The organism is Legionella qingyii (genome assembly GCF_003184185.1).
The window spans coordinates 20785-44366 of record NZ_QHJG01000010.1 but is presented as its reverse complement, the minus strand read 5'-3'; the positions used below and the strand labels follow the sequence as shown (position 1 = coordinate 44366).

Sequence of the window (23582 nt, the reverse complement as noted above, 5' to 3'; positions counted from 1 at the left end):
ATTAGAACTTTTATATGGGTATAGACAATTGGTGAGATTATGAAAGAGTTGATTCATTTTGCGCATGGAAATGGCTTTCCCGCTTTATGTTATAAGCAAATGCTAAATCATCTCGAGAAAGAATTTGATTATTGTTACATTGACAAAATTGGTCATGACCCTTTATTCCCAGTTGGTGAAAACTGGCGTAATCTGATATCAGAAGTAATAAACAGTATTAAAAAGCAAGCCGATCGCCCTGTTATTGCAGTTGGACACTCTTTAGGCGGTGTTTTAAGCTTATTGGCGGCGATAGAACAACCTGAATTATTTAAAACAGTAATTATGCTGGATTCACCTTTAATTGGTCCTTTTAAATCAAGTATGGTTCGTTTGGCAAAAGCTCTTGGTATTATTGATCGAATTACACCGGCATTTAGAACGCGAGGCCGTCGGATGTATTGGAAAGATCATGATCAATTAATGAACTATTTAAAGACTCGAGATTTATTTAAGACCTTTACGGATGAGTGTTTAAATGATTACATAACCTACGGTTTAGAGTATAAAGATGATGGTTATTATTTGCGCTTTGACAGGCATATTGAATATCAAATTTATCGAACCATTCCACATGTCATTCCAAACTATGAAGGTAAGTTATTAATTCCAGCGGCATTAATTTATGGTGACAAAAGTACTGTGGTTGGTAAAATGGATGTGCGCTACATGAAAAAATATTTCAATGTAACGAGCATTAAGACCAATGGGACTCATTTATTTCCCATGGAACACCCGGATGTTGTGGCAAAACAGATTATAAAAATTGTGTCTGGTTTAAACTGAGATAGTACTAGGGGTCAGAAGACCCGAAATAATTAAGGAGAATAATGTGCTACATGCTATTTTAACGCTCATGATCATTGGAGCTGCAGGGATATTGCTAACCAGGCAGGCCGCAATTTCTGTATGGGCTATTAGCTTTGCTCTATTTAGTGCTCTCGTCTTTGCTTATGGTTCTCCGGGATTGCTGACTCAAATAATACTTGTTTTGATTGAGGTGATTTTAATTGCTGGTGCAATAAAGCCTTTAAGACGAATGTTATTATCCAAATATTTTTTTAAAGCTGTAAGTAAGGCTATGCCCGCTATGTCTGCAACTGAGCGAGAAGCTCTGGAAGCAGGTACCGTAAGTTGGGAAGGTGATTTATTCAGCGGCGCTCCCGATTTTTCCCTGCTGAGGAATGCCCCCATTGTTCGTTTGACGGATGAGGAACAAGCTTTCCTTGACGGCCCCGTAAATACTTTATGCTCCATGATCGATGATTGGGATGTCACTCACAATCTTACCGATTTGCCTCAAGAAATCTGGCAATTTATCAAAGAAAATCGATTCTTAGGCATGATTATTCCGAAGCGTTATGGTGGTCTTGAATTCTCCGCTACAGCACAGATGTCGATTTTAGTGAAAATCTACGGTCGTTCAATAACAGCGGCTACAACGATTTCTGTACCTAATTCACTGGGCCCAGGTGAGCTATTACTTAAATATGGAACAGAAGAGCAAAAAAATTATTATTTGCCACGATTGGCTGATGGACGTGAAATTCCTTGTTTTGCTTTAACTGGCCCTAACGCTGGCTCTGATGCAGCATCAATACCAGATAAAGGTATAGTATGTCATCAAGAAGTGAATGGTGAAAAAGTATTAGGTATCCTGTTAAATTGGGATAAACGTTATATTACTTTATGTCCCGCAGCTACAGTAATAGGCTTAGCATTCAGACTATTTGACCCGGATAATTTATTAGGTAAAGGTGAAGATGTAGGAATTAGTTGTGCGTTGATACCTGCAAATACCCCGGGTGTTAAAAAAGGTCGTCGCCATTTTCCTTTAAATACCGGATTTTTAAATGGCCCAACTCAAGGTAAAGATGTATTTATTCCTATGGATTATCTCATCGGCGGTGTGGCTATGGCCGGCTGTGGTTGGCGCATGCTAATGGAATGTTTGAGTGCTGGGAGAGCAATTTCTTTACCTTCGAGCGCGAATGGGGGATCACAAGCCGCTGCTTTAGCGTCTGGAGCTTATGCACGCATTCGCAAACAATTTAATCAGCCAATTGGTAAATTTGAAGGGATTGAGGAACCTTTGGCCAGAATTGCAGCGAATACTTATATTATTGATGCTGCTTTAACAATGGCTGCTGCTGCCATTGATAATGGAGCCAAGCCTTCTGTAGTGGGTGCCATATTAAAATACCACACAACTGAACGTGCAAGACAAGTCTCATGTGATTCCATGGATATTCATGGCGGAAAGGGTATTTGCCTTGGCCCTAACAATTATTTAGGTAGAGGTTATCAAGGATCTCCTATTGCAATTACTGTTGAAGGGGCAAACATATTAACTCGAAGTTTAATTATTTTTGGTCAAGGAGCAATTCGCTGCCATCCTTATGTATTCAAAGAGCTTGAAAGTATTAGACATAATGATCTGGTTGAATTTGATAACGCATTTTTTGCCCACGCCGGATTTATTCTTGCCAACTTTACCAAATCAGTCATTTTTGCATGGACTGACGCACATCTGTCGAAAGCACCAGTGAGTAGTGTGAAGCGTTACTACCAACTCGTTCATAAATACAGCGCTAATTTAGCATTCCTTGCTGATTTTTCAATGACTGTTCTAGGTGGTGACTTAAAGCGTAAAGAGAAATTATCTTCACGTCTGGGAGATATGCTGAGTTTATTATATTTGACTTCAGCAGTCTTGAAACGCTTTCATGAAGACGGTGAGCCCAAAGCAGATTTACCTTTGGTTGAGTGGAGTTGTCAGCAATTATTGTACGAATGTGAGACAGCAATGCACGGTGTTATTGTGAATTTTCCAGCTCGTTGGGCGCGAATCGCTTTACGCTTGATTATCAAACCACTAGGTAATCGAAGAAACAAACCAAATGACCAACTGGGGCATAAATTGGCTAGAATTCTCATTGAACCAGGAGAGACTCGTACGCGTGTAACTCGGTTGGTTTATAGTAAGTCTGGAGAGAATTGTCCTTTAGGTCGTATGGAGGAAGCGTTCCATAAGATTTGTGCTGTTGAGGAGTTAGAAAGAAAAGTAATGCGAGCAGTCAAAGATAATGTTTTAAAATCACTTACCTTGCTTGAACAAATCAACGAAGCTTTAGCTTGTGGATTATTAACTGAGATAGAGGCCAAACAATTAAAAGAAGCAGAGTTGGCGAGACAAGATGTAATTAAGGTAGATGATTTTAGTGATGATGAACTACGCCGTCCTCAAGCAATAAAATCTGTCAAGGGAAAAAAAACTTTAGTTAATAAGGACGATATTGAGTCAGAGATGATTTAACTCTTGATTGCGGCGAAGAAAATATAAATTATTTTGCTGAATTCATGACAATTGTAATCTGGGGCCATCAGTGGCCCCAATTTTTTACAACAATCACTTGTCGCATGCGTCAAACTCGTTATTTTAATTGGTAAAAATTAGACCATAATAAAGTAGCACATTTGCAAATTACACAAGGAACCCGTGTTTTAAGGAGCAGACGCCTCAATGCAAACTAACTTTATGAGGTTGATGCAACTCAATGAATATTACTTCTTGTACTGGTTTTCAGATAAGTTACATGGCTTGAGAGCATTTTCTAGCGCATAGTAATCTTTTGTTCTGACTTCACACAACACCTTTATGGCATTTAAATCAAACGTAGCCCACTCCCTTGTCGAATCTACTGCCCATCTGCCCGGTCACTGCGTGGTGCATCGATACCTCATACATTGCAAAATCAATACCCAACTTAGAACCCTAGCGAAACAAAGCCTCTTTCTCGTTATTCTTAAACTGAGTATGAAATTCTTTTGCCGACTTGGGTTGTTTTCAAAATCAGGCACGGGAAAAAGGGTGTGTCACTACAGTATTCATATGCAACATGAATCGGCAATAATTGCTGGGCGCTGCCAACACCCGTTCGTCACTGGTTATCACCGTCTTTATCAAAATATTCCTTACGGAGACACACTAAAATGTACCTATTTTTAATACAGCCTTTAGATGTGATAACTATCCAAAAATTTAAATAATTTTAAAAGAAAAAAATTAAATTGATTTTCAATAGAATATTTTTCGACGAAGGACTTCCGAACAAAATCTCATAGTTCAATATAAGTTTGCAAAGAAAGCCTAAACGGTTTCCTTAACATCATCTGGCATAGTGATGTTTAGTTCAAGCACCGAGTTATCTCCCATCCGCTCTAGGTTCACACTCACCTTATCACGCGTGACATGCACGTATTTAGCAATAACAGCGAGGATTTCTTCCTGGAGCTTGGGTAGATAGTCAGGTGTATTACGTTGAGAGCGTTCATGAGAAATTATTATCTGCAAACGTTCTTTAGCAACAGATGCTGTAGCACTTCTTCTACGTAAGTAATTGAAAATACTCATACCGTCACTTCCTCCTTGTTTTTGCTGAATAAGCGACGCAATAATCCCTTACGATCATTACTTATGAAGCGCATTGGTCTTTCTTCACCGAGAAAGCGAGCAATTGCATCTTGATAAGCAATACCTGCGTCACTTGTTTCGTCAAGAACTACTGGTGTACCTGTATTTGAAGCTTTAAGTACTGATTTTGATTCTGGAATAACGCCAATTAATGGAATGGCCAATATTTCTTTCACGTCTGTAACAGAAAGCATATCACCACGCTCGACGCGCTCTGGGTCATAGCGTGTTAATAATAAATGTTCTTGAACTGGTGTTTTATTCTCAATTGCTCTTTTAGTCTTACTAGCAAGTATTCCTAAAATTCGATCAGAGTCACGTACAGAAGAAACTTCTGGATTTGTTACAACTATTGCATGATCAGCAAAATACATGGCCATTAATGCACCAGTTTCTATTCCAGCAGGGGAGTCACAAATAATAAAGTCAAATTCTTTTGAAAGATCATTAAGTATTCTTTCAACCCCTTCAATGGTTAACGCATCTTTATCTCGGGTTTGCGATGCAGGAAGTATATAAAGGTTTGCAATTCGCTTGTCTTTAATTAAAGCCTGATTCAGGTTTGCTTCGCCATTTATAACATTTATAAAATCATAAACTACCCGACGTTCACAACCCATGATAATATCAAGGTTTCTTAAACCAATATCAAAGTCAATAACGACAGTTTTATGTCCTAAGAGTGCAAGGCCCGAAGAAATAGCTGCAGAAGAAGTAGTTTTTCCTACTCCGCCTTTACCTGATGTAATCACGATTATTTTAGCCAACGCTGAACCCTTCCTGTTTTTTTTGATTCAACACAATAATTAACCAACAGTGTACACGTTTATTGATAAATAATTCAAGTAGTGCAACAGTAATCAGTGTAAAAACATATTCCAAAAACAATGGGGCGAGCCGAAGAAATTTGTAATCGTTTTTAGCATATTATTGATATTATGATGTTTTAAAATACATTAAAACAATATCAAGTGAATTAATGTAAATGAAAATATAGAGGGAGTTTTAGGAGAAAACCTCAACGAGTTCTATAATTCTAATATGAAATGTTGTGTTATTGTAAATTATCTGTTTAATTTGTCCAGAATTTATAGTAAACTATTCGGTTAATTTAACTCCTCTAGTGAGAATAAAATGGCTCTTTCTATTGTGCAGCAATCATTAACCTTCGATGATGTCCTTCTTGTTCCTGCACACTCTTTAATTCTTCCTAAAGATGTGTCCTTAAGAACAAAGTTGACTCGTGCTATTAACCTGAATATTCCTCTTGTATCCTCAGCAATGGATACTGTAACCGAAGCTCGTTTGGCCATTGCCCTGGCACAAGAGGGTGGTATTGGTATTATTCATAAAAATATGACAATTACGGCACAGGCAGAAGAAGTCCGAAAAGTGAAGAAATTTGAAAGTGGTATGGTTCGGGATCCCATTACTGTGACTCCTAATATCACAGTTAAAGAATTACTTGATGTAATGGCCAAATATAATTTCTCTGGTGTTCCTGTAGTTGACGGTGAGAATTTAGTTGGCATTGTAACCAGTCGAGATATTCGTTTTGAAACTAATTTATCTTTGAGTGTAGAACAAGTAATGACTCCCAAGACAAAATTGGTAACCGTCAAAGAAGGCGCAAGTCGTGAAGAGGTGCGTAGCTTACTGCATAAGCACCGCATTGAAAAACTGCTTGTTGTTAATGACGCATTTCAATTACGTGGATTGATTACAGTTAAAGACATACAAAAAGCTAAGGAAAATCCTTTTGCTTGCAAAGATGCTGCAGAACAGCTACGTGTTGGTGCAGCCGTTGGCGTGGGAGAAGGTACTGATGAACGCATTGAATCATTAATTGAAGCCGGTGTTGATGTGCTTGTTGTTGATACAGCGCACGGACACTCACAAGGTGTACTTGATCGCGTGAAATGGATTAAAAAGCACTATCCAGAAGTACAAGTGATTGGAGGAAATATAGCTACAGCTGCGGCGGCTCGTGATTTATATGCTGCAGGTGCAGACGCGGTAAAAGTGGGTATAGGTCCTGGATCTATTTGTACTACTCGAATTGTGACTGGTGTTGGTGTCCCGCAAATTACAGCTATTGCAAATGTGGCGCAAGAACTTAAAGGAAAAATTCCAGTAATCGCTGATGGTGGCATACGTTTCTCTGGTGATGTTGGTAAAGCACTTGCTGCTGGCGCAGATACTGTAATGCTTGGAAGTATGTTTGCCGGAACAGAAGAGTCGCCGGGTGAAATTGAATTATATCAAGGAAGAACTTATAAGAGCTATCGAGGCATGGGGTCAATTGGAGCTATGGCTTCGTCACAAGGTTCTAGCGACCGTTATTTCCAAGATGCATCATTAGGTTCTGAAAAATTGGTTCCCGAGGGAATTGAAGGACGCGTTCCTTATAAAGGATCGGCGCAAACAATTATTCATCAATTGTTAGGTGGTTTGCGTTCTTGTATGGGGTATACAGGATGTGAAAATATCGAGCAATTACAAACTAAGGCAGAATTCGTACAAGTGACTAATGCCGGAATGAGGGAGTCACATGTTCATGATGTCAGTATTACAAAACAGGCACCAAACTACCAGGTGGATAATTAATAATGAGTGATTTAAAACAACATCCTTTGCTAATCCTTGATTTTGGTTCCCAATACACACAATTAATTGCGCGACGAGTACGCGAATTAGGTGTTTATTGTGAAATTCATCCCTTCAATATTACACAAGAACAATTTACTGCACTTAATCCTTGCGGCGTCATTTTGTCCGGTGGCCCATCAACTGTAACTCATGATGAGAACCCACGTGCACCTCAATGGTTGTTTACTGCGGGGTTGCCTATTTTAGGTATTTGCTACGGAATGCAAACTATGGCGGTGCAGTTAGGCGGTGAAGTACAGTCATCTTCGATTAGAGAGTTTGGCTATGCTGAGTTAAAGTTGCATGGTCACAGTAAATTGTTTTCACAAATTGAAGACAGACTCAATACTGACGGGAATGCATTATTAGATGTCTGGATGAGTCACGGCGATAAGGTAACAAAATTACCACTCGGTTTTAAGGTGATTTGTGAAACGCGAAACGCTCCAATTGCTGGGATGGCTGATGAAAATCGACAAATGTATGGAGTGCAATTTCATCCTGAGGTCACACATACACTGCAAGGAATGCGTATTCTACATCGTTTTGTTGTGGATATTTGCAAGGCTTCGACTAATTGGACCTCTACGCTTATTATTGATGAAACAATCAATGAAATACGTGCCCGGGTGGGGTCTGAGAAGGTTTTACTTGGTTTGTCCGGCGGCGTAGATTCTTCCGTTGTTGCGGCTTTATTACATAAAGCAATTGGCAAACAATTGGTTTGTGTTTTTGTAGATACTGGCTTGTTACGTTTTAATGAAGCAAATGAAGTCATGGAAATGTTTGGCAAGCACATGGGGGTTGAAGTTATTTCAGTCCATGCCGAAGATAAATTTTTTAATGCACTCAAAGGGGTAACTTGTCCTGAAGAAAAAAGAAAAATTATTGGGCGCACCTTTATTGAAGTATTTGATGAAGAAGCACTAAAAATTCCTGGTGTGGCCTGGCTGGCGCAAGGAACGATTTATCCTGATGTTATTGAATCGGCCGCGACGAGCACAAACGGTGCTTCGGTAGTAATTAAATCTCATCATAATGTGGGGGGGTTGCCAGAAACATTGAACTTGAGTTTATTAGAACCTATTCGTGAATTATTTAAAGACGAGGTTCGTAAGGTAGGGCTTGAGTTAGGCTTGCCCCATGATATGGTCTATCGTCACCCATTTCCTGGACCCGGGCTAGGGGTGCGGATTTTAGCAGAAGTTAAAAAGGAATATGCAGATATTTTACGTCAAGCTGATGCTATCTTTATTGAGGAACTCAGAAAAGCTGATCTTTATCATAAAGTCAGTCAAGCTTTTGCGGTATTTTTACCAGTCAAAAGTGTTGGCGTGATGGGAGATGGGCGTAAATATGATTATGTGATTTGTCTTCGTGCTGTAGAGACGGTTGATTTTATGACAGCACATTGGTCTCAATTACCTTGGGAATTCCTGGGTCATGTATCCAATCGAATTATCAATGAGGTAGATGGTGTATCTCGTGTAACATATGATATTTCAGGAAAACCACCAGCTACTATTGAGTGGGAATAATTTTTTCAGGTGAAAAAAATCACCTTTTCCGTTTTTAGGGTCGTTCCCTCCTTCGAGGGAACGACAGCTTTTTTCTTAATTTTCTTAATATGCTAGATCTTGGTTATATATTTTAAAATTTATTTTCTTTAATTTAATAATGAACGATCACTATTGGATGCAAAAAGCTTACGAGCAAGCAATTCTCGCCCAAGCTGAGGGGGAAGTTCCTGTTGGTGCTGTATTAGTGAGCAAAGACAATCAGTTGTTAAGTTTAGGGCGAAATTCCATCCAAAACAGTCACGACCCATCAGACCATGCAGAGGTTTGTGCAATCAGACATGCATCACAACAGTTAAAAAATCATCGTTTATTAGATACGACACTCTATGTTACCCTTGAGCCTTGTGCCATGTGTGCGGGACTAATTGTACACGCACGGATTAAACGGCTGGTTTTTGCAACCCGAGATTTTAAAGCAGGAGCCGCAGGATCGGTTTATAACTTATTACAGGGTTACCCTTTAAATCATAAAGTTCAAATTGATGAGGGAATAATGCAAGCGGAATGTGCTCTTCTACTCACTGATTTTTTCCAAATGTGTCGATAAACACGGGCAGCATATCGACAAAGTAATCAAGAGTTTGGAAAGATAAGAGTGAGCCTGGATAATAGTTTAGTTTGTATTAACTATTTGGCAATAATTGGCATAGGTAAGGCTGCCTGTTGAGATTGTAATTTATGATTACTGTAAAGTGCTTCAAATTTATCTTTTTCAACTGCGATTCCTACTTTTAGCCAATGTTTAACCTTTGCTGCATTGGGTGTGTTTTTTTTTGCTGCATCTTCAGTGAGGTACAGGTTTCTTTTATTATCTCCTGCACGAGGAAAAAATTGGGGGACATTCCTTTCGTAAAAAGGAGCATATAAGACAAATTCCCTGATGTCTTTGGTAAATAACAGTTCTCGAATTTTGTTCACATCATTGACTTGGATACTTTGATATAAAGATTTTGCATCGATTTTGAGATTCAATAATTCTTCTTTTAACATCGCAGATTGTAAAAGAGGTTGACATATTGGATCAGTAAGACAAAGTTTAATCCATTTTAAGCAATCATCAGACAGAGTATGGTAAAAATGTGATACATAACTTATCTGAAGCAATGAATTGACATCTAGAAAATTCAATATATGCACAATTATTTCGCGGGGCAAATCATTCATGAAATGTCCATATTTTAAAAGATTAGAAATAAATTTTACATTATTGAGTTTGTATTATCCAATACTTTTGGCTCAGGTTTTACTAAATCAGAACTATAACTGGTTACACTTAATTTGGTAATTGATGGAATTACTTCATCTCCAACGGCGTTCAATTCAATTTTAGCTTTAACATCCATGATAGGTAATACCCTATAGTTGCCAGTTTTATTGTCTTTTATATGCTCAGGATTTTGGGTGGCAGTTAATTTGCCTGTGCCATCATTGATCATTATCCCTCTTTCCATGCAGAGAGAATAAACAATTGGTGAATATAAGAAAACAACTTTTCCATTTTCAATGCACCAGACTTGCTCAATACCTTTAGTATTAAGTAAAGAGGTGGTTTCTTCTGGTGTAAACTCACCACTGAGCATTAATGTATCTAAAAAACGATTTATATCTTGTCCGCCATTCGCTTGTAACCATTGTCGTATATTATTTCCGCAATCTTGAGGGTAATCACTTCCCGCAATCAAATAATCCAATAAATCCTCTACCTCTTTATTTGTTGTTGCAGTGAGGCCTCGAATACTGGTAGATCTTGTGAAGTCTCTATAAGCTTTCGTTGCATCAGAATTTCTTTTAATGTAATTTGCTTGCCATTCTCCTATTGCTTGATTCATTATTTCATTACTATCATCCAGGGGATAGTCATAATTCCATGCAATCGAAGGTTTTTTAGTTGTTTTACGTAGCTTTTCTTCATTTAAAAATTGATAATGAGGCATAATTAATGCAACTAAAGCATTATGGAGCGATCCAAATTGATTTTCAGCACTTGCTGAAACAGCGTCAATTGGATGCCTTAAGTTAATGGGTTTTTGCTTTCTTTCATATGCAGGAAGAATTACCTCACCTCTATTTCGCATCAGATCTGCCATTGTAACCAGTTTTTCAGAAAATATTGAATGTGGCACTTTAATTTTCATGGTTTCAATGTAATGAATTGCCTCATGAATTTTAGCAATATTAATTTCTTCACCTTCTAAAGGTAGACTTTGTTTTAATAATGATTTGATATAAAACAAATGTTCATTAACAGTTGTATTATTTTTTCCTACATTTTTTTCTATATATGAAATAAGAAGATTTACTCTTTCAGGATTTAATCGGTCATTTTTTTCCTGCATAGTTCACACCAATTTATAAAATAGAGATTGAATTCATATTGAATATGTATAATTTTAGTATAAAAAGATTAAATAAAGATTAAATATGCGGATTTAAATTGCATTAAATTCATTATTTTTACAGGTAATTAAAATTAAACATTGATGTGATATTTTTTTATGGAAGTTCATACAACATTAATTCAATGTATTGAATGCTCAGAACTATAAGGTTCTTTATATGATATTCAGTAAAGTGAATGCCTGATGCCTCTGTTCGAGAGTTGCCTAGATAATTGGCGGAAGGGTTACAGATAGTACTTTCACTTTGAAGTAATTAGGAGTTCTTGAATGAGTTTTTGTTTTAAAACTTCCTTTTCATCATTATTTAACGACTGATTTTGTTGATTAGTAATATAAAAAGTATCTTCTGCGCGTTCCCCTGCAGTTACAATTTTTGCGTTATGCAAGTGAATATTTAATGTTGAAAATACTCTGCCTATTGTTGCAAGTAAACCAGGTCTATCTCCGGTGACTAGAAATAGGCGAGTTTGATTATATGATGGCTCATCATAGTAATGAATTTGAGTTTTGACGGTAAAGTGCGCCAAGGCGCGCGAGAGTCTTTTTCGAACAACAACAGGTAATTGATTCGTTTGTGCTAAATGGGTGCATAAAGCCTGTTGAATATCATGAGATCGTTGCTTATCAAAAAATGCCTGATTTTGCTCATCTAAAATAATATAGGTGTCTAAATCATATTGATTATCACAGGTAAGAATCATCGCTTCCTGAATAGTGACGTTGTGATTACTTAAAACAGTAGTTGCAATAGCAAATCGATCATCTCGGTGAGGCATATAAATAAAAACCTCGGTTCCACCTTGACTGTGGTGTGGCATAATCATGACTAAAGGGAATTTTGTGCAAGCAAGAATCGCTTTTGTATGACGCGCGATGACCTCGGGAGATTCATGTAAAAAATATCTGTCTTTGAATTGTTCCCATAAATCTTCAATCGCTTTTGATGCGAATCCTTCGGTATTTAATATGGATAAAGCATGCTTTTTCCGTGCTTTGATGAGAGCAGTTTCATCGGTCAACTCTTGTTCTCGATGTAGCATATGTTTTGCAGCACGATACAACTCTTTAAGTAAAGAGTCTTTCCATGAGTTCCAGAGAGTAGGGTTAGTCCCACAAATGTCAGCAACCGTAAGCAAATATAGGTAATCCAGATAGCGGGGGTGCGGCAGAATTTGGCAAAAGTTCTTTATGGTATTGGGATCATAAATATCTTGTCTTTGTGCTGTTTGTGACATAACAAGATGATTGCGTACAAGCCAAACCAGTAAATCACTATCTTCCTTTTCTAGCTTGTGGTTTTGTGCAAAAGATGCTGCTTCAATTGAACCTAGTTCTGAATGATCGCCGCCTCTTCCTTTGGCAATATCATGAAATAATGCGCTCAGGTAAAGTAGTTCGGGTTTGTTTAAATGAGACATAATTTGTACGCAGAGAGGGAATTGCTCTGCATAGCTTTTTTCTTTGAAACGAGACAGGTTGCGAATGACAAATAATGTGTGCTGATCCACAGTATAAACATGAAATAAATCATACTGCATTTGTCCGGTGACTAGAGCAAAACATTCTAGATAATGAGTGAGCACACCGTATCGGCTCATTCGATGCAATGCTTTATAAGGTCCATCCTCTACTTTAAGAATACTCATAAACAATTCTGTTGTTTCTGAGGATGCTTTAAAACGTTTATTCATCAGATAGAGTGATTCTCTGATTAACCGAATAGTATTCGCTCTGACTCCTTCAATATCAGGCCGTTTTGCTATCCATAGAAATAATTTTAGTAGCGCTTGTGGATGATGGATGAACACACGCGTGTTTCTTACTTCAATATAATTATTGGATAGTTGAAATTCATGATCTAGAGGAAACAATTTTTGCTTGGGAGAGTGAGCTATGGTTTCATCAAACCATTGTAGTAACATCTCATTGAGTTCTCTGTTGCGTTTAATTACTTTAAAGTAGTCTTTCATGAATTGTTCTATGGCTAATGAATGAGGTTTATCTTTATAGCCAAAAAACTGAGCCAATTTGATTTGATAATCGAAGGATAAGCGTTCTTCCGCTTTTTCAGCTAGTACATGTAAAGCAAAACGCACACGCCAGAGGAAATGTTGGCAATATGTAAGCTTTTCATATTCTTTGTCAGTAATGAATCCATAATTGATGCCATCAGCTAATTTTTTTATATTAAAATGTCGTTTACCAATGCTGAGCAGGATCTGCAAATCACGAAGACCACCAGGGCCATATTTAACATTAGGCTCCAAGTTATAAGCTGTCTCACCATATTTGGCATCACGTTTTTTTTGTTCTTGAAGTTTAGCTAAAAAGAAATCTTGGCTGATCCACATGTGTAGAGGATGTATTTGATAAATTAATTCCTCCATTAATGGGCCACGACCGCATAATAAAAACATATCCATGAGGCTAGAAATAACAGTGACGTCTTGGCTAGCAAGTTCGGCACACGAAGAAACACTTGTAATTTGATGGCTGAGATTTAAGCCAACATCCCAGCAATCCTGGATAAAATTTTGTGCACGATTTAATTGTGATTTAGAAACCTTATCAGAATGCAGCAATAATATATCTACATCTGAATAGAGTAGTAGTTCTCTTCGTCCATAACTTCCAAGTGCAAGTAGGCAAAAAACGTCATGATCCAGTTGATTTTTAGTAAATAAACTAATGACCAGCTCATCGATGAAGCTAACTAGCTTACGAATGATTGTGGTGATATTGGTTTTATAATCGAATTCTTCGCGTAGTTTTTCTTTAAATTGTTTTAGTGCATTTTTAAGATGTTGTAACTCTTGGGGCATCCCTTTTTTCTCTGCATCTTGTGCCTGGCAAAAGGGATGAGTTCTTGTGTGGTTACTTTCGTTCTTCATCGCGCAAAGTCAAAATTTCTACACCATTATCGGTTACCAATAAGGTATGTTCCCATTGGGCTGAAAGACTATGATCTTTGGTGACTACAGTCCATTGATCAGGCAATAATCGAGTGTGATACTTCCCAACATTGATCATAGGTTCTATGGTGAAGGTCATACCTGGTTCCAATTTCATTCCTGTTCCAGGTAATCCATAGTGTAATACTTGAGGATCTTCATGGAAGATACGTCCTATCCCATGACCGCAATAATCGCGGACAACAGAGCAACGATTTTTTTCTGCATGTTGTTGAATGGCGTGACCAATATCACCTAAATGAACTCCAGGTTTCACCATTTCAATTCCAATAAACAAACACTCATGAGCCACCTGGACTACATGCTTTGCCTTGACTGATGGGGTGCCAATAATGAACATTTTACTGGTATCACCATGATAGTCGTTTTTAATAACAGTAACGTCAATATTAATGATATCCCCATCTTTTAAAACTTTTTTTCCAGGGATTCCGTGACATACTACATGGTTAACAGAAGTGCAAATGGATTTAGGAAAGCCATTGTAATTCAAAGGGGCAGGAATAGCTTTTTGTGTATTCACAATATAATCATGACAAATGGTATTAAGTTCTTCGGTAGTGATACCTTCTTGAACATGAGGACCTATCATCTCAAGAACTTCTGCAGCAAGCTTGCCTGCAATGCGCATTTTTTCGATTTCGTCCGGGGTTTTTATAGTAACTGCCATAGAGTGTGAATCCAAAAGTGTTATTTGATTGTTCAATATATTTTGTTCCAATATCTATAGTGTAGGCTAAACAAGTGCTGCATGTATCGTGCGATTTGGAACGAACGTCATATTAGCACAACCGATTATATATGTCACCGAATCCTGATTTGTGTCAGATTTCTTGAACAGTAAATTTCTTGGGTGTGAATCCTGGTAATTTTGTTCTTTAAATAAGTATTAATTTCGAGTAACTAGAATTTAATATGATCACGCTGTAAACTATTTGATTTTTTAATCAGGATTTGACCATGCCTAAAAAATTGAAAACTACAATTTTAAGAAAACAAAAACAGAGAGCAGCGGCCGCATTTCAGGTTAAATTCAAATTGACTCAAGTACACGTGAATTCATTCTTTGCAAAAAATTCAAAACTAGATGAGAGTAACTTGAGAAAATTAAAGAAATTAATAAAAAGCCTTGGTATTAAAAACATGGAAGCTGAGAATTATCTTTCTTCTTCTGTAGACCAACCCGAACTTGTTAAAGTAATGCCAGTTAATTTATTAAAAGAGTTTGGGGGCCAAGGATTATATGCTTATGTCGATATTCCAGCCGGCACATGTTTGGGCGAATATACTGGGGAACTGTATCCGACAACAACTTTATTTAAAACATATGTAAATCAAACTTCAGGTGCAGATTGGAGTTATGCAATGACATTGGGGCATAGAGTAATTGATGGTAAAGATAAAGGGAATTTTACGCGATACATCAATTTTTCTGATACTCAAGCCAATGTTGAATTTCGAGAAGATGTAGTAAATGGCATAAAATGTGTCAAAGTAATTGCGACAAAAGATATCCCCAAAGGAAAACAATTGCTGGTGGATTATAATTGCTACGATGAACGAGCTTCTAAGGAGTATTTTTTTCTTAGTCCAGAGGATAACTGGCAATCTGCCCAGGAAGTGCTTGACTCCAATTCAAGAGTATATCGACTCTTTGTAATGCAAAAAGCTCTTACGCTATTAAACCTAAAAGAAAACGATAGTTTGTATGTCACAAAAATTGGTGAAGTAATTCTTTCTGGAAAACAATTATCCCTGGATCAAAAAAAGATTATTCAAGATGATATTAATCTTCCTTTTCTAAAAACAAATTTGCGGGGGAAGGTACTGGACTTTAATCATGCCGATTCATTTACCGCATTAATGTTGGCCAGTTATCTGGGGCAAGTAGAAAATGTGAAATGGTTGGTTACAAATCATGCGAACATAGATCAACAACAAAACCATTCGGGAAATTGTGCTTTATTTTTTGCACTCGCTGGTTATGCTGCCTCAGAGACGAAAAACCAAAAACGCGCATATTTGGATGTTTTGTGTATTCTGATTGATTCACAAGCAAATATCCTGGTTCACGATAGAGAAGATAGAACGTTTCTACATAAAGCAATTGATGTTCTTGCTTTAAGTGACTTTAAACTGCTAATGGGCCATATAGCAGAAAAAAAACAGTTCAATCCTGAAGAGATATTAAGTTATATCGATAAAAATAATCAGGATATTTTCATATATTGTCTTGTGAATAAAGATTTTAATAAAGCATCTGTTTTACTCAGATTATGCTCTGATTTTTTCAGAAGCGAATATTTTAATTATGGCAGCAAATATGAAGAGAAAATTGGTAAGGGTATGTTAATAAATTTAATAAATGAGTTTGAACAGGATGAAAAAAGCGCATTATTAAAACTCTTGTCTAATCCGAGGTTGAAATTGGATCAAGATTTTATTAGTTCACTGGATTTGAGCGAAGAGGAAGATTTGTCTTTTTCCAACTAGACGAAATTGATTTGCTCGGGGTAGAGTAACCCGGGCAAATCGTTTTGATTTTCTCTATATCTCATTTTCGGAATATAAGAGGTCAGGTTGACAAAGGGCTATAGCCGATGTGTCTACGATTGGCTTTTTGTTCTGACATTTTCTCTTCGATTTCTGATTGTCTATCAGCGGATAAATGAATTTGTTGATACCAAAACGAGCCATATCTCGTGTATTGTTTGGGATCATATTGATGTGCTTCTCTTCCAGTGATCACTTTAGGTTCAATTTCAGTTGGGTGCTTTCCGTTATGATTGGGAGTATATGCTAAAAAAAGCTCACTGGTAGCTGGTGGTTTATTTAGATAGATAGTAATGTCTTTTAAATTGATACAATTTTTACGGCGCGAATTGGTTCGTAAGGCTTCTTTAACTAAATTTTGCAGATCTATTATAGTTCCTTCTTCAGGGGTTACAAAACAATCACTGATTTGTTCTGTTTCATTAGAGTTATTTTGTTGAACCGCAATCTTTTTAAAAACCATTCCAGAGGGAATTGTTACATAAATCATAATACCTCCATATAAGATCAAATAATTGCTTAAGTGTATCATAAGCATTCAAAAAACATATTTTTATTGTCATGAAATTTTATTGCGCTTACTTCTATTTCGAGTACTATACTTTATTAAAATCCGGTGCTTAACTCTTAAGGACAAAAATGAAACTCCGTGCATGTACTTTTATGTCTGCCTTAAGTTTCCTGATAAGTACTTCGGTTTTTGCTTTTGAAGGCCATGAATGAGGGAGCTACCATAGTGTGTCTCCCCCGAATCCTGGATATCACTATAATGAAAATTACAATAACTATTATAATAATGGATGGTATGGGGGGAGTGTAAATGTGAACACCTGGGATGATGGCATTTGTTACGATAATGATTTGAATGATAACACTGATGAAGTTATTGGGGGGCCTGATGAAGGTTATTATGATCCTTTATGTCAAACTATAGATGATTGTAGTACAGGTACTTGTGTGTCGATAAATACATGTGATCAAGAATAAATTATATGAATAAAAAAACATTTCAATGGGCGGTAATTGGTGCGGGGCCTTCTGGGATTGCCGCAGTGGGAAAATTATTGGATAGTGGCGTTTCGCCAGAACATATTTTATGGTGTGATCCTCATTTTAAAGCCGGAGATTTTGGTCTGTACTGGCGTAATGTTTCGAGTAATACTAAGGTCAAATACTTTAAAGATTTTTTATCGGCAGTCCAATCTTTTCGTTATCAAGAGGCTCCTGATTTTCAATTAAATCATCTACCTGTAGAGGAAACATGTACCTTGAGTTACATGGCTGAGCCCTTGCAGTGGATTACAGAGCATTTTTTACGAAAAGTCCAAGCAGTAAAAACAACAATCCATAATATGTTTTTATCAAATAGGTTATGGTCTTTGTGCTCCGATTCACAAACATACCAGGCTAAAAATGTAATTTTGGCTACAGGCGCATTGCCTTCAGCGTTAAATTATCCAGGGGTTAGTGTAATTCCCTTTGATATAGCAATTGATAAGGAAAAACTCTCCTCAGTTATTCGCCGTGATGAGACGTATGGTGTATTTGGATCATCTCATTCTGCAATTATCATTTTAAAGCATCTTGTAGAGCTTGAGGTCAAAAAGATCATTAATTTTTATCGTTCACCTTGCTGTTATGCGATTGAAATGGATGACTGGATTCTTTTTGATAATACTGGTCTTAAAGGACAGAGTGCTGCCTGGGCTCGGGAACACATCGATGGTGTTTTACCTCCTAATTTGGTTCGTTACAATGTCAGTGAACCTAATATTGCACGCTTTTTACCTGAATGTGATCAAGTAATTTATGCAGTAGGTTTTGAGCAGCGTAAAAGTATTGTTATTGGCGATTATGAATATTCACACCACAATCCCTACGTTGGAATTATTGGTCCAGGGCTATTTGGCTTAGGTATTGCATATCCAGAAACTAAAGCTGATGCCTATGGAAACGTGGAGTCTCAGGTAGGTTTATGGAAGTTTATGGTATATCTGAATAAGGTTATGCCTATTTGGTTGAAATATCCAGCTTAAATTGTAATTGAGACTCATAAAGACCGCTCCTGGAACTTTACATGTCTCAATTATTGTATTTATTTAAACGCAATCAATTGATATTCAAAAATTTTTTTTGTTCTCTTCATGTAGTGCAGGCCCAACTTAATTTACTAAGACGCTTTTCAATCTGAGAAACACCTACTAATATAGCTCTTTTTATAATTAAGAAAAATACTCATGCAAAGGGTAACTTTATTATTCTTTTTTTTACTAGGGATATTTATTTGGCCTAAAAATGCTGAATGTTCGCTCGAGCGTGATTTGCAATCTTGGTTTAATCTTACAGCCATTGGAAAAACTCATAGCAACGATAAAATAATAGGGAGGGTACGGTATTGGTTAGAAGGGCAACAGCGTTTTGGTGATGATAGTAGCCGTTTCACCCAGACATTATTACGCCCTGGATTAGGTTATGCGTTAACAGATAATCTAAGCATATGGCTTGGGTACGCATGGGTATATACAGGCATCCCTTTTACCACTAATCCATTTGAGGAAAATCGAATTTGGCAGCAACTTTTATGGACTAAAACCAATCGATATTTGACTTTTACCAGTCGAACACGCACAGAACAGCGATTTTTAGAAAATAATCCTAAAATAGCTTATCGAATCAGAGAACTTATTAAAATTTCGGTCCCGATCAAACGATATACCCATTTTAATTTTGTCACTAGTGATGAACTGTTTTTTCATAAGAATAATTTTGTGGGTACAAACAGTAGGGGATTTGATCAAAACCGATTTTTTATCGGTTTGGGCTACAAAATAAATCCCATAGCCACCACTGAAATCGGCTATATGAATCAATACATTCGACGTTTCGGGGTTCCAAACTTTCTTACTAATATTGTATCAATTAACTTTTTACTGAGTTTGTAAAGCGAGATTTATGAAGTTCAATTTATAATTCATAAATATTATTCTGATTGGTTTGCGGATCTATTTAATGACCAGCGCCGTTCTCAGGCCCACCAGAACCATCCATGGCATTTGTTTGATGTGAACGATAATGCCAAAATCTTGGAAAGGCCAAACAACAGACGGTTACTCCTATAATGCATAACAAGCCACCTGATATCAATGCAGTGGGGATGCTAGCACTGGAGGCGATAAATCCAGCACGTGTATCACCTAATTTAGGTCCGCTTAAATAACTGATCATTTCAATACCAGCTAATCTACCACGATATTCTGTTGGAATGGTATTATTCCACAATGTAGTTCGAAATATCCCACTTATAGCATCAAAAGCTCCAGAAAGTGCTAAGAAAAACAGCACAAGCCAAAGTGAGTTTGATAAGCCAAACCCAATGATGGCAGCACCCCATAATGCTGCGGCAACGGCAATGGCTCTTCCATCATAATTTATTTTTGCAGTCCAGCCACTGATAAATGAAACAATCAATGCCCCAACAGCGGGTGCAGAATAGAGTAAACCTAAAGTTTTAGCTCCCCCCAAAGATTGGGCTATGGCAGGAAGTAAAGAATTAGGCCATGCAAAAACCATGGCGATAAAATCAATAATATAGCTCCCCATTAATTCCTGCCGATTAAAGGCAAAGGAAATTCCTTGTTTTAGAGAAGATAGAATAGAAGGATGCTCCTGCATAACAGGCCTGGGTATTGAATGGATTCTGATTAAAGCGATTAATGACATAAAAAAGGTCATTAGATCAATTAAGAACGTGATAACAATGCCATAGTGAGCAATAATAAGCCCAGAAAGAGCGGGGGCAATAATCATACAAAAACTGAATTTGAATGTAGCTAGTGCTCCTACCTTTTTGTAATCATTACGGCTAACAATTTGTTGTATAATGCTATCAAATGCAGGCCGATGTAATCCGGTAATGGCTGACATAGAAGCTGAAACGATAAAAATGAGACTCAGAGAAGGAGTCGTTTGATATGAGTTAAGTGCAAGCAGGCAGCATCCTACGGCAAGAAGTAACTCACTGATAATCAATAATCCTCGTCGATTGTATCGATCAGCAAATACACCACCAATTAATGCGGTGATTAATAGGGGTAATAACTGGGCTAAACTTAATAATCCGACGGCGAAGGTCGATTGGGTAATTTGATAAATTTGATAAGGCAGCGCAACATTGCTGATCATGGTACCGATAAATGAAATGAATTGCCCCAAATAAAGAAGCCTGAAATCACGATTTTTTTTTAGAAGTGAAAGATCTAAAAGCTGGCTCATTTTGAAATATCCGAATGTACAGATCAGTAAAATAATATGACAAAACGATTCTATTCTTTTTAATTGAATCAGTACAGTATTGATTTTATTCTGAGCGGTTAATGACTCAAGCGTTGCTCTATTATTTAGAACAATTATTATACTTTACCTATATGATCCCGATCTGAAGGAGGAATTATGTGAGGACTTACTTATCATTTTTATGGTCTTGGTTATCAATTTTTTCTTTATTATGAATCATCAAAGGTTCAACAAAACTTACTTGAGTGGAATAGGTCATCGGAATTTTTTCGTTATCAAGTGCTTTTTTAATTGTTGTGAGTACTTCATCAAGTGAACGACGTTGCTGGCTGGGTTCGGGATTTGTCCACCAATATATTGCAAAGTCAATGCCATTAGAAGAAAAAGAAACCACATAGACTTGAATATACTTATCTTTAGAAACAGTTTTGCACTGTTTCATCGCTTCTTTAATGACTGAGCGAGCTTTTTCTATATCAGTATTAAAATCAATGCTGCAAACAATTTTTTCACGTCTGAGTGATTCATCAGTAAACACCCGTACTATACTGGTATACATTGTAGAGTTGGGGATGAATACTCGTGAACCGTCTGTTTTACGCAAATGAGTATTTTGAACAGAAATACGATGAACGTAACCTTGAGCCTCGCCATGCTGCGATCCGACCTCAATAAAATCGCCAATGCTAAAAGGTTCTCTGAGCAAGATCAAAATGCCTGTAAAAAAATTTTCAAAAACATTTTTGAATGCCAAGCCAATTGCAACAGAGGTTAATCCTAAAGTGGCTAAAATATTTGCTGTAGTAACTGATGGAATTAAGATCGCTGATATAATTAATATTCCTATAAACCATACAATGATAATGGTTAATTTATGGAAAATTGTTACTAAGTTAGCGCGAATTGCTATTCTAGGTAAAAACGAACTTACAAGACGACTAATTAATTTGGCAGCAAAATAAGTCATTATTGCAAAAATAATTGCAATAATGATATTGGGAATTAGCGCAATAAAATTTTGCGCAAATTTATTTAGAGTTTTTAGAATAAGCTCTAAATAGTTCATATGGAATTTCCTTATTTTACCTTACTTAGATTTACTGTTTTAAAAATTCCTAAATCCAATCTGTGATTTTAGTGTAGCAAAATATCCCGAAAGAATGTAATAAGTGCGATTTGAATGATTTTTGAAATTGCACAATTTGTAGTGATAGATACAACGATACTTTATGTTGTTAACAGTAATTTATTCGCTTTCTTTCTATAATTCATATAGGATGTGAGTGAACTAATCTATTGTTAATATAAGGAATTATGACAATAATACGACAAGATCCCAAGTCCAAAGCTTCCAGAAGAGTTTCTCTTGCCAGTTTTATTGGAACAACAATCGAATGGTATGATTTCTATCTTTTTGGGACTGCATCCGCTTTATTTTTTAACATTCTTTTTTTCCCTAAAATTAGCCCAGTAGCTGGTATTATGGCTGCCTATGCGACTTATGCGGTCGGTTTTTTTGCCAGGCCACTTGGAGGGCTAATATTTGGTCATTTTGGTGACAGGGTAAGCAGAAAGAAAATGCTTGTTTTTACTTTATGTTTGATGGGGGGCTCTACATTCTTAATTGGATTACTTCCAACCTATGAAATGATCGGGATATTTGCGCCATTTTTATTGGTCATTTTACGATGTATCCAAGGAATTGCAGTTGGTGGTGAGTGGGCTGGAGCTGTTGTGATGTCTGCTGAGGTGAGCCGAGAAAAGGAAAGAGGGTTTTATTCAAGCTGGCCAAACTCTGGAGCTCCCTTTGGATTAGTGATTTCCATAGCAATATTTCTTGTATTTTCTGCACTTCCTAAGGAGCAATTTTTATCTTGGGGTTGGCGCGTTCCTTTTCTACTTAGTTTTATTGTTGTTCTTGTTGGTCTTTATATTCGTTTGCAGATTATGGAGAGCAAAATTTTTGTGGCGGCAACAAATCATAAACATCCGCCTAAGATCCCTGCATTAGAAATGCTACGTTCTCAATTTAGAAATTTTCTTTTGGCAATCGGGGCACGCTTAATTGAAAGTGCTTCATTTTATGTTTTAACTGTTTTTATATTAAGTTATGGAACGCTTGAATTACATTTATCCAAAACAATTCTTCTCTACGCAGTAATGATTGGGGCTATTTTTGAAACATTTTTGATTCCGTATTTTGGTTCACTTTCGGACCGAATTGGTCGGCGTCCAGTTTACATTACAGGTGCTTTATCGATGGCTTTATTTGCATTTCCATTTTTTTGGTTATTGCAAACAAAAAATCCAGCATTGATATTTTTTGCTGTAATTTTTGGAATGTGTATTCCTCATGCGATGATGCATGGCGCTCAGGGAGCATATTATTCAGAACTTTTTAAAACACGTATTCGTTATAGTGGAACAGCTATCGCTTATCATTTATCCGCTGCATTTTCTGGAGGATTAGCTCCCTTGATTGCTACTGGTTTAGTAGAATGGGCGCATGGAAATACTTGGCCTGTTTCTGTCTATCTCATTATTTTGGCTGTGATTACTATAATCAGCGTTTATTTATCGGTAGAAAGAGCGCAAAAGGATATTTCGGCCTAATCTATGAAGA

Annotated in this window: 19 protein-coding genes; 10 read left to right on the top strand and 9 right to left on the bottom strand. The window is 37.0% G+C overall.

Going from position 1 to position 23582, the window contains the following annotated elements; genetic code table 11:
• Positions 1 to 39 precede the first annotated feature (39 nt).
• Positions 40 to 825, top strand: coding sequence for an alpha/beta fold hydrolase (locus DGG96_RS07620; protein ID WP_110142144.1), 786 nt, complete (start codon positions 40 to 42; stop codon positions 823 to 825).
• A gap of 70 nt (positions 826 to 895) precedes the next feature.
• Positions 896 to 3355, top strand: coding sequence for an acyl-CoA dehydrogenase (locus DGG96_RS07615; RefSeq protein ID WP_407656327.1), 2460 nt, complete (start codon positions 896 to 898; stop codon positions 3353 to 3355).
• Positions 3356 to 4189: 834 nt separating this feature from the next.
• On the opposite strand, the gene minE is transcribed toward DGG96_RS07615, so the two are convergent.
• Complete coding sequence (gene minE, locus DGG96_RS07610) at positions 4190 to 4453, bottom strand: cell division topological specificity factor MinE (RefSeq protein ID WP_110142142.1); 264 nt, start codon at positions 4451 to 4453, stop codon at positions 4190 to 4192.
• Positions 4450 to 5280 (bottom strand): septum site-determining protein MinD, encoded by an 831-nt coding sequence (minD, locus tag DGG96_RS07605; RefSeq protein WP_110142141.1) that lies wholly within the window; start codon positions 5278 to 5280, stop codon positions 4450 to 4452. The genes minE and minD overlap by 4 nt, the downstream gene beginning before the upstream one ends.
• A 367-nt stretch (positions 5281 to 5647) precedes the next feature.
• On the opposite strand from minD, the gene guaB reads away from it, so the two are divergent.
• From guaB to tadA, 3 genes are all read left to right on the top strand, one after another.
• Positions 5648 to 7120, top strand: a complete 1473-nt coding sequence (gene guaB, locus DGG96_RS07600; RefSeq protein WP_110142140.1) for an IMP dehydrogenase — start codon at positions 5648 to 5650, stop codon at positions 7118 to 7120.
• Between the two features lie 2 nt (positions 7121 to 7122).
• Entirely contained in the window at positions 7123 to 8700 is a 1578-nt protein-coding gene (guaA, locus tag DGG96_RS07595; protein ID WP_110142139.1) for a glutamine-hydrolyzing GMP synthase, read from the top strand.
• A 139-nt stretch (positions 8701 to 8839) separates the two neighbouring features.
• On the top strand, positions 8840 to 9289 hold the full coding sequence (gene tadA, locus DGG96_RS07590; protein ID WP_110142138.1) for a tRNA adenosine(34) deaminase TadA: 450 nt from the start codon (positions 8840 to 8842) through the stop codon (positions 9287 to 9289).
• A gap of 80 nt (positions 9290 to 9369) precedes the next feature.
• On the opposite strand, the gene DGG96_RS07585 is transcribed toward tadA, so the two are convergent.
• From DGG96_RS07585 to map, 4 genes are all read right to left on the bottom strand, one after another.
• The gene (locus DGG96_RS07585; RefSeq protein WP_110142137.1) at positions 9370 to 9906 is read right to left on the bottom strand and encodes an F-box-like domain-containing protein; all 537 of its coding nucleotides are present in this window, start codon (positions 9904 to 9906) and stop codon (positions 9370 to 9372) included.
• A gap of 35 nt (positions 9907 to 9941) precedes the next feature.
• On the bottom strand, positions 9942 to 11078 hold the full coding sequence (locus DGG96_RS07580) for a hypothetical protein (RefSeq protein WP_110142136.1): 1137 nt from the start codon (positions 11076 to 11078) through the stop codon (positions 9942 to 9944).
• Between the two features lie 302 nt (positions 11079 to 11380).
• Positions 11381 to 13963, bottom strand: a complete 2583-nt coding sequence (glnD, locus tag DGG96_RS07575) for a [protein-PII] uridylyltransferase (RefSeq protein ID WP_199739229.1) — start codon at positions 13961 to 13963, stop codon at positions 11381 to 11383.
• 52 nt (positions 13964 to 14015) lie between these two features.
• Positions 14016 to 14783, bottom strand: coding sequence for a type I methionyl aminopeptidase (map, locus tag DGG96_RS07570; RefSeq protein WP_110142134.1), 768 nt, complete (start codon positions 14781 to 14783; stop codon positions 14016 to 14018).
• Positions 14784 to 15073: 290 nt separating this feature from the next.
• On the opposite strand from map, the gene ankI reads away from it, so the two are divergent.
• Positions 15074 to 16606: a Dot/Icm T4SS effector AnkI/LegAS4 gene (gene ankI, locus DGG96_RS07565; RefSeq protein ID WP_110142133.1), complete on the top strand. Its 1533-nt coding sequence runs from the start codon at positions 15074 to 15076 to the stop codon at positions 16604 to 16606.
• Positions 16607 to 16688: 82 nt separating this feature from the next.
• Here the strand turns inward: ankI and DGG96_RS07560 are convergent, their stop codons facing one another.
• Entirely contained in the window at positions 16689 to 17156 is a 468-nt protein-coding gene (locus tag DGG96_RS07560) for a permease (protein ID WP_110142132.1), read from the bottom strand.
• Between the two features lie 248 nt (positions 17157 to 17404).
• Between DGG96_RS07560 and DGG96_RS07555 the strand changes: the two genes are divergently transcribed.
• The 3 genes from DGG96_RS07555 to DGG96_RS07545 all read left to right on the top strand — a co-directional run bounded on the left by DGG96_RS07555 (position 17405) and on the right by DGG96_RS07545 (position 19608).
• Positions 17405 to 17653, top strand: a complete 249-nt coding sequence (locus tag DGG96_RS07555; protein ID WP_240610442.1) for a hypothetical protein — start codon at positions 17405 to 17407, stop codon at positions 17651 to 17653.
• A 5-nt stretch (positions 17654 to 17658) separates the two neighbouring features.
• The gene (locus tag DGG96_RS07550; protein WP_110142131.1) at positions 17659 to 18702 is read left to right on the top strand and encodes an FAD-dependent oxidoreductase; all 1044 of its coding nucleotides are present in this window, start codon (positions 17659 to 17661) and stop codon (positions 18700 to 18702) included.
• Positions 18703 to 18903: 201 nt separating this feature from the next.
• Positions 18904 to 19608, top strand: a complete 705-nt coding sequence (locus DGG96_RS07545; protein ID WP_110142130.1) for a DUF2490 domain-containing protein — start codon at positions 18904 to 18906, stop codon at positions 19606 to 19608.
• Between the two features lie 64 nt (positions 19609 to 19672).
• Here the strand turns inward: DGG96_RS07545 and DGG96_RS07540 are convergent, their stop codons facing one another.
• Complete coding sequence (locus tag DGG96_RS07540; protein WP_110142129.1) at positions 19673 to 20938, bottom strand: MFS transporter; 1266 nt, start codon at positions 20936 to 20938, stop codon at positions 19673 to 19675.
• A 187-nt stretch (positions 20939 to 21125) separates the two neighbouring features.
• Positions 21126 to 22025 (bottom strand): mechanosensitive ion channel family protein, encoded by a 900-nt coding sequence (locus tag DGG96_RS07535; protein WP_110142128.1) that lies wholly within the window; start codon positions 22023 to 22025, stop codon positions 21126 to 21128.
• Between the two features lie 248 nt (positions 22026 to 22273).
• Between DGG96_RS07535 and DGG96_RS07530 the strand changes: the two genes are divergently transcribed.
• Complete coding sequence (locus tag DGG96_RS07530) at positions 22274 to 23572, top strand: MFS transporter (RefSeq protein WP_110142127.1); 1299 nt, start codon at positions 22274 to 22276, stop codon at positions 23570 to 23572.
• The last annotated feature ends 10 nt before the right edge of the window (positions 23573 to 23582 follow it).

Excerpts from the sequence above, each read along its gene's own strand:
- DGG96_RS07620 (WP_110142144.1), top strand. The coding sequence starts at position 40 with ATGAAAGAGTTGATTCATTTTGCGCATGGAAATGGCTTTCCCGCTTTA.
- DGG96_RS07615 (WP_407656327.1), top strand. The coding sequence starts at position 896 with ATGATCATTGGAGCTGCAGGGATATTGCTAACCAGGCAGGCCGCAATT.
- minE (WP_110142142.1), bottom strand. The coding sequence starts at position 4,453 with ATGAGTATTTTCAATTACTTACGTAGAAGAAGTGCTACAGCATCTGTT.
- guaB (WP_110142140.1), top strand. The coding sequence starts at position 5,648 with ATGGCTCTTTCTATTGTGCAGCAATCATTAACCTTCGATGATGTCCTT.
- guaA (WP_110142139.1), top strand. The coding sequence starts at position 7,123 with ATGAGTGATTTAAAACAACATCCTTTGCTAATCCTTGATTTTGGTTCC.
- tadA (WP_110142138.1), top strand. The coding sequence starts at position 8,840 with ATGAACGATCACTATTGGATGCAAAAAGCTTACGAGCAAGCAATTCTC.
- DGG96_RS07585 (WP_110142137.1), bottom strand. The coding sequence starts at position 9,906 with ATGAATGATTTGCCCCGCGAAATAATTGTGCATATATTGAATTTTCTA.
- DGG96_RS07580 (WP_110142136.1), bottom strand. The coding sequence starts at position 11,078 with ATGCAGGAAAAAAATGACCGATTAAATCCTGAAAGAGTAAATCTTCTT.
- glnD (WP_199739229.1), bottom strand. The coding sequence starts at position 13,963 with ATGCCCCAAGAGTTACAACATCTTAAAAATGCACTAAAACAATTTAAA.
- map (WP_110142134.1), bottom strand. The coding sequence starts at position 14,783 with ATGGCAGTTACTATAAAAACCCCGGACGAAATCGAAAAAATGCGCATT.
- ankI (WP_110142133.1), top strand. The coding sequence starts at position 15,074 with ATGCCTAAAAAATTGAAAACTACAATTTTAAGAAAACAAAAACAGAGA.
- DGG96_RS07560 (WP_110142132.1), bottom strand. The coding sequence starts at position 17,156 with ATGATTTATGTAACAATTCCCTCTGGAATGGTTTTTAAAAAGATTGCG.
- DGG96_RS07550 (WP_110142131.1), top strand. The coding sequence starts at position 17,659 with ATGAATAAAAAAACATTTCAATGGGCGGTAATTGGTGCGGGGCCTTCT.
- DGG96_RS07545 (WP_110142130.1), top strand. The coding sequence starts at position 18,904 with ATGCAAAGGGTAACTTTATTATTCTTTTTTTTACTAGGGATATTTATT.
- DGG96_RS07540 (WP_110142129.1), bottom strand. The coding sequence starts at position 20,938 with ATGAGCCAGCTTTTAGATCTTTCACTTCTAAAAAAAAATCGTGATTTC.
- DGG96_RS07535 (WP_110142128.1), bottom strand. The coding sequence starts at position 22,025 with ATGAACTATTTAGAGCTTATTCTAAAAACTCTAAATAAATTTGCGCAA.
- DGG96_RS07530 (WP_110142127.1), top strand. The coding sequence starts at position 22,274 with ATGACAATAATACGACAAGATCCCAAGTCCAAAGCTTCCAGAAGAGTT.